The sequence below is a fragment of the Xenorhabdus thailandensis genome, assembly GCF_037996785.1.
In the GTDB taxonomy this organism is placed as follows: domain Bacteria; phylum Pseudomonadota; class Gammaproteobacteria; order Enterobacterales; family Enterobacteriaceae; genus Xenorhabdus; species Xenorhabdus griffiniae.
The window spans coordinates 73972-86648 of the sequence record NZ_JBBMXF010000008.1 but is presented as its reverse complement, the minus strand read 5'-3'; the positions used below and the strand labels follow the sequence as shown (position 1 = coordinate 86648).

Sequence of the window (12677 nt, the reverse complement as noted above, 5' to 3'; positions counted from 1 at the left end):
CCCCGTCCTTCAGGGCGGGGATATCAGGCGCAGTTTTCCGACTAACCTGGTGTTTTCTGCTGCTCGATGTATTGCCGGATGATCGAGATCGGCGCACCTCCGCAACTACTTGCAAAATAGCTCGGTGTCCACAGAACGCCTTTGTAGTAATAGCGTAGAGCAATATCTGGACGGTCACGCCGAAGCAGCCTGCTGGAAACGCCTTTAAGACTGTTGACCAGATTCGATACTGCGAGCTTTGGCGGGGAGTTGATCAGCAAATGCACGTGGTCGTATTCGCCGTCCATTTCAACCAGTTCAACACCAAAATCAGCACATACGCTGCTAAAGTAGCTGCGTAGCTTTTCGATGGCATCAAGATCGAATATCTTTCGTCGATACTTGGCGACGAATACCAAGTGGACGTGCATCAGGAAAACACCGTGTCTTCCGCGTCGAATATCAGTTTCTTTTGTCATAGACCAAAGTATAATGATAGTCATGATACGACTTCAAGCCTTCAAATTCCAGTTAAGACCAAATGGTCAGCAGGAGCGCGATATGCGACGCTTCGCAGGGGCTTGTCGCTTCGTTTTTAACCGTGCACTGGCACTCCAGAATGAGAACCATGCAGCAGGGAATAAATATCTCCCCTACACCAAAATGGCTTCATGGTTGATTGAGTGGAAATCCGTACCTGAAACACAATGGCTGAAAGAATCTCCCTCGCAACCGTTGCAGCAGTCACTGAAAGATCTGGAGCGCGGCTACAAAAATTTCTTCCAGAAGCGGGCTGCATTCCCCCGCTTCAAAAAACGTGGTCAACATGACTCATTCCGCTACCCGCAGGGCGTGAAGCTCGATCAGCCCAACAGTCGAATCTCGTTGCCAAAGTTAGGGTGGATACGCTATCGCAACAGCCGTGAAGTCATTGGCGAAGTGAAAAACGTCACGGTCAGCCAGTCATGCGGCAAATGGTACGTCAGTATCCAGACTGAATACGAAGTGACTGACCCTGCTCACAATGCAGAATCAATGCAGAATCAATGGTCGGACTGGATGCCGGAGTAACAAAACTTGCCACGCTTTCAGATGGCACGGTATATCAGCCAGTAAGCAGCTTCAAAGCAAACCAACGTAAGCTGGCAACACTCCAGCGGCAGTTGAGTCGCAAAGTAAAATTCAGCGCAAACTGGCAGAAACAAAAACGGAAAATCCAGTGCTTGCACTCACACATTGCCAATATCCGGCGCGACTACCTTCACAAAGTCACCAGTGAAATCAGCAAAAACCACGCGATGATCGTCATTGAAGACTTGAAGGTCAGTAACATGTCGAAATCGGCAAAAGGCACGGCAGAGAAGCACGGAAGAAACGTCAAAGGCAAATCAGGCTTGAACCGCTCGATACGGGATCAAGGCTGGCATGAAATGCGCCGTCAGCTTGAGTACAAGCAGCTCTGGCGCGGTGGTCAGGTAGTGGCGATACCTCCGGCATACACCAGCCAGCGGTGTGCCTGCTGTGGTCATACGGCGAAAGAAAACCGTCAGACGCAAAGTCAATTCGTGTGTCAGGTATGCGGCTACACCGCGAACGCGGATGTAAACGCCGCACGTAATATTTTAGCGGCAGGACATGCCGTGCTTGCCTGTGGAGGGATGGTGCAGTCAGACCGCCCGTTGAAGCAGGAACCCACCGAGGTGAGTCAGGCTTCGGTCTGAACGCTGTAGGAATCCCCGTCCTTTAGGGCGGGGAGGATGTCAATTGCCTTTTATACGCATTAAACTTCAAGTTGCAATTTACAACATGCTATGAAACCTGATATCTCCCCGCGAAACGGGGAGATATCACACGCATCTTAAAGTTAGATTGGTATATCCTTAATCTTTCGAGCAACAATATTGCTAGCTATGACCCGAAATCCACGGGATATTGATACAATTTATATGAAATAGCCGTTTTAACCACTGGATGAATGAGAAAATATCAGTCTTTGAATGGCTGGAAATATTCCTGATATTCAACAAGCTGCTGGCGAGTCAGCACGAAAACACCGTCACCATAATCATGTTTGAATGTCAGCCATTTGAAGGGTACTTCAGGGTATTGCTCAATCAGGTGAACCATACTGTTACCTACTTCACATACCACGATTCCCTCTTCTGAAAGGAAATCCGGGGCAGTTGCCAGAATACGACGAACCAAATCCAACCCATCAATACCTGCAGCCATGGCTAATGTAGGTTCATGATCGTATTCCTGAGGAAAATCACTCATATCTTCTTCATCGACATAAGGAGGATTAGTGACAATGATGTCGTATTTCACCGGTGGTATATCATGAAATAGATCTGAACGGATCGGGATTACACGATGAGAAAGTTTATGATTCTCTATATTTATTTCTGCCACTTCCAAAGCATCAGGAGAAATATCAACAGCATCAACTTCGGCTTCTGGGAAGGCATGGGCACAAGCGATTGCAATACACCCACTTCCGGTACAAAGATCCAAAATTGTCGATGGCTGACGTGAGATAAGCCCTTCAAAATGCTCTTCAATCACATCTCTAATCAGTGAACGTGGAATCAAAACACGCTCATCGACATAGAATTCATGACCACAGAACCAAGCTCGATTTATCAAATAAGCAACAGGAACACGTTCATTAATACGACGCAAGACAAGTTCCACGATGCGTTGACGCTCTGTTGATGTCAGGCGTGAAGCCAGCATTGAATCAGGGACATCCATAGGCAAACGCAATGAAGGGAGAACTAACTGCAAAGCTTCATCCCACGGATTACATGCCGTATGTCCACAATAGATACCCGATTCGCTAAAACGGCTAGTAGACCAACGCAACATATCTAAAATGGTACGCAGTTCTGCAACAGCCTCATCGGCTACGATCTTATCCAAAAAACACCTCCAAACAACAAAGAAAGATATATCAGCTCGCTAGTTTGCCATGATCCAGAACACAAATCAGCTTTCTTAACACAGCGTTATTTTAGGGTGATATAGGAGGGTTAGCCATGACTTGGTTTTTTCACCCATAAATAATAGCTAATAGTCAATAATACTATCCATACTATCCCTACGTATAATGCAATCCGAGTATTTGGGAAATAACCTAATACCGCAATAACAAATCCCATAAACGCAATAGCCAACGTTGGCGCAACAGGCCAGAAGGGAACAGGGAATTTAAGCTGTCTGGCCTCTTCTGCGGGCATCTTCCGGCGCATGATATATTGTGACAGCAGAATCATCAGCCATACCCACACAGTTGCAAATGTTGCGATGGAAGCAATAATGACGAAAACTTTTTCCGGCAACAAGTAATTCAAGAGGACGCCCACCAACAAAACTCCTGACATTGCCAGCACCGTCACCCACGGTACTCCATTTTTAGTCAGTTGGGTAAACGAGGCTGGAGCCTGTTTTTCTTGCGCCATGCCATACATCATCCGTCCGGCACCAAAAATATCACTGTTGATCGCGGAAATTGCGGCAGTAATGACGACAATATTTAAAATATTGGCTGCGGAATCAATTCCCAAGCTGGAGAAGATTTGGACAAACGGGCTACCATTTTGCCCCACTTGGTTCCACGGATAAATGCACATCAAAACAAACAGCGTAAGGACATAGAACAATAAGATACGGAATGGGACCGCATTGATTGCACGTGGGATAGATTTTTCTGGATTTTTAGCTTCACTGGCAGTGATACCAATAACCTCGATGCCACCAAAGGCAAACATCACAACCGTAAACGAGGCAATCACTCCCGCTATGCCGTTTGGCATAAATCCACCATGTTCCCATAAATTCGACAGGCCGGTGACATGCTCAGCTTCCTGACCAAACCCATACATCATGATGGCAAAACCGCCGACAATCATGGCGATAATCGCAACAACCTTGATGATGGACAGCCAAAATTCCATTTCACCAAATACCTTCACATTGCATAGGTTGATTGCACCAATAAAAAAGACTATGCCAAGTACCCAAATCCACTGGTCAACATGGGGAAACCAGAGCTTCATATAGATGCCAAATGCAGTGACGTCAGCAAGGCAAACAACCAGCATTTCAAAAACGTAAGTCCATCCGGTCAGAAAACCCGCCAATGGCCCTAAATACTGGGTGGCATAATAAGAGAAAGAGCCTGGCGCGGAGCGATGTACCGCCATTTCCCCTAATGCCCGCATGACCATAAATACAGCTGCACCGCCAATGGCGTAAGCTAGCAATACCGCAGGTCCTGCGGCTTTGATGGCTCCCGCTGAACCATAGAAAAGACCGGTGCCAATTGCCGAACCCAGTGCCATAAACCGAATGTGGCGAACACTTAATCCTCGCTTGAGTTGTGAAATGTTTTGCATGATTTATCCTTATGTCTTTTATTATTAGATTGGAAGAGATAAATACTACGATAAGGCCGGAGCTTATCCGGCCTAAGACGGTGAGTCTGTACTTAGTTTTCTAAGATATTCCCAGCAGGCAACAAGGCAGAAAGTTGCTGTTCAGCCAGCAACTGAATTGCTGCATCAATATCCGGGGCGAAAAAGCGATCTTTATCATAATGTGCAACTTTATTGCGGAGAATATGGCGGGCTTTTTCCAATATCGGACTACTCGTCAAGCCATGACGAAAATCCATGCCCTGGCAAGCCGTCAGCCATTCAATCGCTAAGATCCCTCGCACATTATCTGCCATCTCCCATAAACGACGCCCCGCGGCGGGTGCCATTGAAACGTGATCTTCCTGATTGGCAGAGGTTGGCAAACTATCAACACTGGAAGGATGCGCCAGCGCCTTGTTCTCACTTGCCAGCGCAGCCGCAGTCACCTGTGCAATCATGAAACCGGAGTTAACACCGCTGTTTTCAACTAAGAATGGCGGCAACTGGGACATATTGCTGTCCATCAACAAGGCAATGCGGCGTTCTGACAATGAACCTATTTCTGCCAGAGCAATAGCCAGATTATCCGATGCCATCGCGACCGGTTCAGCGTGGAAATTCCCCCCAGAAATCACCTCATCTTCTTCAGTAAAGACCAGCGGATTATCAGAGACGGCATTGGCTTCAACCATAATGACATCAGCCGCATGGCGGATTTGGGCTAAACAAGCGCCCATCACTTGAGGCTGGCAGCGTAATGAATAAGGATCCTGAACTTTCGGGCAGTTTTTATGGGATTCACAAATCTCACTTTGTTCTCCCAATGCCAAACGGTAAAGGGCTGCCACATCAATCTGGCCTTTCTGCCCACGGACTTCATGGATACGAGCATCAAAGGGTTTACGGGAGCCAAGAGCGGCTTCAACAGACATGGCGCCACAAACAATCGCTGATGCGAGTAAATCTTCGGCAGCAAATAGTCCTTTTAAGGCGAAGGCGGTAGAAGATTGTGTACCATTGAGCAGTGCCAATCCTTCTTTGGCGACAAGACACATCGGCTCAAGTCCCGCTTTTTCCAGTGCTACTTTTGCCGGCAGCCATTCGCCACGATAATGGGCTTTCCCTTCTCCCAACAATAACAAGCTCATATGCGCTAATGGTGCTAAGTCACCCGAAGCCCCTACTGAACCTTTACTTGGAATACAGGGATAAACTTCAGCGTTGACCAGGGCAACCAATCCCTGGATCACGTCTAGACGAATGCCGGAATAACCACGGGCAAGGCTATTGATTTTCAACACCATAATCAATCGGACAATTTCATCCGGCAGAGGCTCCCCCACACCCGCCGCATGTGACAACACAATAGAACGCTGCAATTCTTCCAAATCTTGTTCTGCAATACGGGTATTCGCCAGCAAACCAAAACCGGTATTGATACCATAAGCCGTTTTATTTTCACTGATAATGCGGTTCACGCAAGCAACACTGCTCTCAATGGCAGGAAAGCATTGTTCGTCCAAACTAATGTGAATAGGATGCTGATAAACATGACGTAATTCTTCAAGTGTCATTTTTCCCGGATGAATAGTGATATTTTTCATTCTAACAACGCTCCTTATTTCGCATCAGCCACTGGCAGGTTTAACATTGGCAAGTTTAGCCCTTGCTCTTTCGCACACTGGATAGCCAATTCATAGCCCGCATCAGCATGACGCATAACTCCCGTTGCCGGATCATTGTGTAATACACGGGCAATGCGTTCAGCCGCTTCATCCGTTCCATCACAAACAATGACCATGCCGGAATGTTGAGAGAATCCCATACCAACGCCCCCACCATGATGCAAGGAAACCCACGTCGCACCACTGGCCGTATTCAATAAGGCATTCAGCAATGGCCAGTCAGAAACAGCGTCGGAACCATCTTGCATGGATTCAGTTTCACGATTAGGGCTGGCGACAGAGCCAGAATCCAAATGATCACGGCCAATCACGATTGGGGCGGAAAGTTCCCCACGGCGAACCATTTCATTGAATGCTAATCCTAATTTGGCGCGATCGCCCAATCCCACCCAACAGATGCGTGCAGGCAAGCCCTGGAAACTGATGCGCTCTCTTGCCATATCTAACCAACGGTGTAAATGGTCATCATTCGGCAGCAACGCTTTTACCTTGGCATCAGTTTTATAAATATCTTCAGGATCACCGGAAAGCGCCGCCCAACGGAAAGGTCCGATACCGCGACAGAACAGAGGACGAATGTAAGCGGGAACAAATCCAGGAAAATCAAAGGCGTGCTCAACACCTACCTCTTTCGCCATTTGGCGGATATTATTGCCATAATCAAAAGTAGGTATACCCTGTTTCTGGAAAGCCAGCATAGCTTCAACATGTGCGGCCATTGACGCTTTTGCCGCTTGGATCACCACTTCTGGCTCACTTTCGGCACGGCGGCAATATGCTTCCCATGTCCAGCCAGCCGGTAAGTAACCATGTAATGGATCATGGGAGCTGGTTTGGTCTGTCACCATATCAGGATGCACACCACGGCGTACCAGCTCAGGTAAAATCTCTGAAGCATTACCACACAATGCTATCGAAATTGCTTTACCTTCCTGGGTATAACGTTCAATACGCGCCAAAGCATCATCCAGATCAACGGCCTGTTCATCCACATATTTAGTACGCAGACGAAAGTCAATGCGGCTTTGTTGGCACTCTATGGTTAATGAAGAGGCACCGGCCAATGTCGCAGCCAGTGGCTGTGCTCCGCCCATTCCCCCCAAACCCGCTGTCAGTATCCAACGTCCGGTCAAATTGCCGTTGTAGTGTTGGCGGCCTGCTTCGACAAAAGTTTCGTAAGTTCCCTGAACAATGCCCTGGCTTCCAATGTAAATCCAACTACCGGCGGTCATCTGGCCATACATAGCCAGCCCTTTGGCATCCAGTTCGTTAAAATGTTCCCATGTCGCCCAGTGTGGCACCAAGTTCGAGTTGGCAATTAATACACGCGGGGCATTTTCATGTGTTTTAAACACCCCCACAGGCTTGCCTGATTGCACCAACAGGGTTTCGTCATTTTCCAGACCCTTTAAGGTTTCAACGATTTTTTCATAGCATTCCCAGTTTCTGGCTGCACGACCAATGCCACCATACACCACCAATTCACAGGGATTTTCCGCCACGTCGGGATCAAGGTTATTCATGAGCATACGAAGTGGTGCTTCGGTTAGCCAACTTTTTGCTGTGAGTTGTGTCCCTCTGGGAGCACGAATGGTTACGTTGCTGAATTTATTATTTTGCGTCGTCACGGTTTTTTCCTATCTCATCGTTGTGAATTTTGTTAATTGTATAGTTGTATATACATGTACATTCAATAGGCAAAAATGTGATAGAGATAAAGTTAATAATGCGGTAAAAATATTTTTTTAATTAAAATCAAAAAGATGATATTGATTTATTTCGTGATAAACAGGGGGATATTTTTGCTGGTTTTGTGTTTAACATCACATTGATTTTACATTATTGTTACAACGATGAATAAAAAACCTCTTCGACTCAACGGAAAAAGAGGTTTTTTGCCGCTTAACTTTTTGTAGCTCCATATAGGAGAACTATGAACTAAAACGCCCTTTCAATTTATATCGATACCCAGGAAACAATAACCTGGCACTGGAAACAATAAATTCTTTCGACCAGGTTCGCCGGCTGATTAACAAACAAGGCGTATTTGCCTCAATTTGTAATAACCGACAAGAGAGGGCATCTCCCGCCACGGCTTCGACGATATGCTCCCCTTCGGTCAATGGCGCTACCTGGGATAAATAATCATGGGCCGTTTGCTGACGAAAATCTTGCCGCAAATACTCTGGTGCCGCCTGAACATTGACAAAGCGATCTTCAATCTGCACAGGGACATCATTTTCATAATGTACAATGATGGAATGGTAGAGCGGCGCACCTACTGCAATACTGAATTCCGCAGCCTGCGTCATGTTAGCCTTCACTTCAGCAAGTTTCAGCACCTTGCAACTATGCCGGTTAGAGCGAGAAGCAATTTCATCGGCAATACTATGAATTTCAAATAACGCCGATTGTCCTTTCGGCTCAGAGACAAACGAACCCACACCTTGCAAACGGAATAGAAAACCTTCTGCTGTTAGCTCCCTCAATGCCCGGTTAGCCGTCATACGACTACAGTTAAATTGCCTGACCAATTCCGCTTCCGAAGGGATCCGATCATACGGTTTCCACTCCCCCGTATAAATCTTTTCAATAATCACTTGTTTGACTCTTGCATACAAAGGCACTGGTTTGGCATATGTATCTGGTAAATCGTCTGTCACTGTCCCTTCCTTCTCGCTTTTTATTCGTTCACCAACCTATTTATTCCACCAATGCACCAACTGCCATGCAAGGCGAGCCGCCGCTTTCCCCCCCATTCCCTGGATATCATATAAAGGGTTAAGCTCAACTAAATCTACGGCTTGCAATTTTTTGCTCTGACAGATGAGTTGAACCAATGGCAATAAACGCTCTAGCGGAACACCTAATGCCGCAGGCGCAGAAACGGCCGGCATTTGCCAAATTGGCAGCACATCCAAGTCGATAGTCATATAAATGATATCAACCTGATTAATTATATCTTGTAATTGCTGCTGTACCCTATCCAACATGGATTCAACGCAGTGGGTATCCCAAATAATGGTGACATCAAGATGGTTAGCTTCATCCAGTAATGCCTGGGTATTTGATGCCAAGCTGGCGCCAACACAACTGTAATTAAATGGGCGCTGGTGTTGTTGGCAGTAATGCGCAAGTTGCCGAAATGGGGTTCCTGATGTAGGCTGCGGCGAATTTCTCAGATCCAAGTGGGCATCAAAATTGATGATACCGACACGCTGCTCTGAAAACGCACGGTAAATTCCCATCCCATGAGCAAAAGCCGTTTCATGCCCACCACCAAAAATCAGCGTTTTCATATTATTCTGCTGGCATTCATAGACAGCATCACTGAGTACCTGCTGTGCTTCACTCAATTCACCAGAATTAGCACGAATATTCCCCAAATCCACCAATCTATCGTGACCGTCATAACTCGCCAGGTTTGCCAACGATTGGCGCAAATATTCTGGTCCCAATTTCGCTCCTGGACGGCCCTGATTCAATTTAACACCTTCATCACATTCAAATCCCAATAGCGCAATGTGGTGAGGAAATTCGGCTGGAGAGAAACTGGCTGGCTGTTTTATTGTCTGGAATAACCGTAACGCGTTATTGGCTTCAGCAAGATCATTGCGCCCTTGCCAAATGTTTTCGGATGTTGGATGCCATAAATTCATATTTTTTCCCTCACCACCATTAATTAAAGCCATTTAAATCATTACGATGCGTAATTTCGCCATGATAAATACGATAAACCAACGGGTTATGTCCCAGTTCGTATAAAATATCAACGGGGTTTCGGGCATCCCAAACAATAAAGTCTGCCGTAAAACCTGCGGCTAATTGACCGTGACTACCCGCTCGTCCCAGTGCCTGAGCTGCATGAATAGTCACGCCTTGCCAAGCTTCTTCTGGCGTCAAACCAAATTGTACGCAAGCCATATTCATAATCAGGCGCAAGGAAGCAAAAGGACTCGTACCAGGATTAAAATCGGTTGAAATAGCCATTGGAACACCGTATTGGCGCAATAATGCAATGGGTGGACGTTGAGTTTCTCGCAGGAAGTAAAATGCCCCCGGCAGTAATACGGCCACTGTTCCACTACGGCTGATAGCCCCAATACCCTTTTCATCCAAATGCTCAATATGATCAACGGATAAACCCTGATATTCAGCAACCAGCTCACTGCCTCCTAAATTGGAAAGTTGCTCAACATGACCTTTTACGGGAATATTCAAACGTTTTGCTGTTGCAAAAAGGCGTTTAGTCTGATTTAAAGTGAAACCAACGGTTTCACAAAATACATCTACAGCTTCAAATAACTGTTTTTGCCAGAGGGTAGGCAAGATGGAGTCACAAACTAAATCAATATAGGCATCAGGATCATGTTTATATTCAGGTGGGACGGCATGGGCAGAAAGTAATGTCGGGCTAATTTCGATAGGATTTTTCTGTGACAATGCCCGCACAACCTTTAACTGTTTTTCTTCATTTATCAGATCTAGCCCATAACCTGATTTCATCTCAACTGTTGTCACCCCTTCAGCCATCAATGCATTGAGACGTTTCTGGGATACGCTTTCTAACTGTTGAGCGGAACTGTTACGGGTGGCATTAACGGTAGAATTGATCCCTCCCCCTTTAGCACTAATTTCTTCATAAGAAACCCCATTCAAGCGCTGTTCCCACTCAGAGGCTCTATTGCCACCAAAAACTAAGTGAGTGTGGCAATCGATTAAGCCAGGTGTAATTAAACGCTGCTCTGCGTCAATGACCTTACATTGGTTGGCTGGTACGCTATCTGTCGGTAATATCGCTAAGATTTTTTCATCCCGCACAATAAGGTCATGCTGTTCTAACATGCCGTAATGACTTTCACCATCAACGTTCTTAATTGCAGGATCCATCGTAGCAAGTTTGGCATTGCGCCATATGACATCAGTGTCTCTCAGTTCAATCGACATTGTACTATCCTGTTATCTTTCTTGTTTGTATCAGAACTCATGTTGTATATACATTTATTTTATAACCAAACATAATTGTCAAATCATTTTGTGAACAATTTGTTACTTAAAATGATAACTGTCAGGAAAAATCACAAAAAATCATGTACACTTGCCAAAAGCAGTGAGTAAATGAATGTGTAATGAAGAAGAAATATCAACTAAACTCAGAAGACATCAGTCTATTCAGAACGTCTGTTACAGGAACCCGTCGTATTGCACAAGATACGGTTTCCCATCCCCCGAAAAGAAAAAAAATTAACGCTGTTGCCCCTGAACGTTTGATGCAGGAGCAAGCTGATGCCAGTTACTATTTTTCCGATGAATTCCAGCCAAATTTGGAAATGGAAGGCCCGACTCGTTACATTCGGGAAGACGCCAGCCATTATGAATTAAAGAAATTGCGGCGGGGAGATTATTCCCCTGAACTTTTTCTGGATTTACATGGGCTAACTCAGTTGCAGGCCAAACAAGAAATTGGGGCATTAATCGCTGCCTGTCGTCGCGAACACGTCTATTGTGCCTGTGTTATGCATGGACACGGTAAACATATTCTCAAACAACAAGCCCCGTTATGGCTTGCCCAACATCCTGATATTATTGCCTTCCATCAAGCACCCAAAGCGTGGGGAGGGAACGCTGCGTTACTCATTTTGGTAGAGATGGATGAGTTTACGCAGCGCTAATTTGGTCTTTATATACCAATCGCCTTTCAAGATGCGTCTTATATCTTCCGCTACGCGGGGAGATATAGACAATCACATTGATTTACAAGTTGCAATTTACAACACGCTATGAAACCTGATTTCTCCCCGCGAAGCGAGGAGAAATCACACGCATCTTGAAGTTAGATTGGTATATTTAATTAAATTGTCTAATGGTTAAGTAGTTGGTCAGGATTTCTCCGCTAATTGTGCAGGAGATGTTTGCCATAACAGACACCCTTTTTCTGTTTGGTGATCCAGTTCGACACAAGCAACGCTGGATGTAGCAAACATCGGCGGCGTTTGCCCAGGACAAAGCTCAGAAACCAAATAACCGACTAACGGTAAATGGGAAACCACCAATACAGATTTGTGCCCTTGTGTTGACAAGACGTGTAAGTAGCTGGCAACCAACGCAACATCACCCGATGGCGTTAACTCAGCCAATAACTCTTCATTATCAGGAAGCGCCAGGTTTTCTCGCACCGCCTTTAATGTTTGTCCTGCACGAATATAAGGACTGACCAAAATACAATCAATATCAGGCGTTTGTTGTGAAAGCCAATCTGCCATCTTCTGTGATTCTTGCCACCCTCTAGGTGTCAGCTCCCGGGCTGCATCACTGATTGCATCCAAAGCAGCATCACCGTGACGCATAATAAAAACGTACATAATCCACCGTTTAGTTAATTGCAAACCGATCTCAAAATACCCTATACACTCGTATTTCTTGAGATAAGCCATTGGTTATACGGCATTAAAACGTAAGCTCAAAAGCAATTATCAAGCTAATATTTGATATATGCCCTATGGATTTCCGAAGGATATAAAAACGTTTCAGTTAGGGCCAATCCGCATTCTGCCCTAAAAAAAAGGTAAATAAAATGGCTAAAAAAAATCGATAT

Annotated in this window: 10 protein-coding genes and 1 pseudogene; 2 read left to right on the top strand and 9 right to left on the bottom strand. The window is 45.7% G+C overall.

The genetic code is table 11. The features are described 5' to 3' along the window. Positions 1 to 41 precede the first annotated feature (41 nt). Entirely contained in the window at positions 42 to 458 is a 417-nt protein-coding gene (gene tnpA / locus AAC853_RS08250) for an IS200/IS605 family transposase (RefSeq protein ID WP_340614159.1), read from the bottom strand. A 22-nt stretch (positions 459 to 480) separates the two neighbouring features. Between tnpA and AAC853_RS08245 the strand changes: the two are divergent. After that, positions 481 to 1700, top strand: a pseudogene (locus AAC853_RS08245) (RNA-guided endonuclease InsQ/TnpB family protein). A gap of 265 nt (positions 1701 to 1965) precedes the next feature. On the opposite strand, the gene prmB reads toward AAC853_RS08245, so the two are convergent. The 7 genes from prmB to hutI all read right to left on the bottom strand — a co-directional run bounded on the left by prmB (position 1966) and on the right by hutI (position 11029). Then, complete coding sequence (gene prmB / locus AAC853_RS08240; protein ID WP_273558264.1) at positions 1966 to 2901, bottom strand: 50S ribosomal protein L3 N(5)-glutamine methyltransferase; 936 nt, start codon at positions 2899 to 2901, stop codon at positions 1966 to 1968. A 110-nt stretch (positions 2902 to 3011) separates the two neighbouring features. Next, complete coding sequence (locus AAC853_RS08235; protein ID WP_338885004.1) at positions 3012 to 4376, bottom strand: amino acid permease; 1365 nt, start codon at positions 4374 to 4376, stop codon at positions 3012 to 3014. Between the two features lie 92 nt (positions 4377 to 4468). Beyond that, complete coding sequence (gene hutH, locus AAC853_RS08230; RefSeq protein ID WP_340614240.1) at positions 4469 to 6001, bottom strand: histidine ammonia-lyase; 1533 nt, start codon at positions 5999 to 6001, stop codon at positions 4469 to 4471. Positions 6002 to 6015: 14 nt separating this feature from the next. Beyond that, positions 6016 to 7710: a urocanate hydratase gene (gene hutU / locus AAC853_RS08225; protein WP_340614239.1), complete on the bottom strand. Its 1695-nt coding sequence runs from the start codon at positions 7708 to 7710 to the stop codon at positions 6016 to 6018. 303 nt (positions 7711 to 8013) lie between these two features. Beyond that, positions 8014 to 8745 (bottom strand): histidine utilization repressor, encoded by a 732-nt coding sequence (gene hutC, locus AAC853_RS08220; protein WP_273558261.1) that lies wholly within the window; start codon positions 8743 to 8745, stop codon positions 8014 to 8016. Between the two features lie 36 nt (positions 8746 to 8781). Continuing rightward, positions 8782 to 9741 carry a formimidoylglutamase gene (gene hutG, locus AAC853_RS08215; RefSeq protein WP_340614238.1) on the bottom strand — a complete coding sequence of 320 codons (960 nt, stop codon included), beginning with the start codon at positions 9739 to 9741 and terminating at the stop codon, positions 8782 to 8784. Positions 9742 to 9760: 19 nt separating this feature from the next. Next, on the bottom strand, positions 9761 to 11029 hold the full coding sequence (gene hutI, locus AAC853_RS08210; protein ID WP_340614237.1) for an imidazolonepropionase: 1269 nt from the start codon (positions 11027 to 11029) through the stop codon (positions 9761 to 9763). 182 nt (positions 11030 to 11211) lie between these two features. On the opposite strand from hutI, the gene smrB reads away from it, so the two are divergent. Then, positions 11212 to 11754 (top strand): endonuclease SmrB, encoded by a 543-nt coding sequence (gene smrB, locus AAC853_RS08205; RefSeq protein WP_340614236.1) that lies wholly within the window; start codon positions 11212 to 11214, stop codon positions 11752 to 11754. Between the two features lie 207 nt (positions 11755 to 11961). Here the strand turns inward: smrB and sixA are convergent, their stop codons facing one another. Then, positions 11962 to 12444: a phosphohistidine phosphatase SixA gene (sixA, locus tag AAC853_RS08200; protein ID WP_340614235.1), complete on the bottom strand. Its 483-nt coding sequence runs from the start codon at positions 12442 to 12444 to the stop codon at positions 11962 to 11964. Positions 12445 to 12677 lie beyond the last annotated feature (233 nt).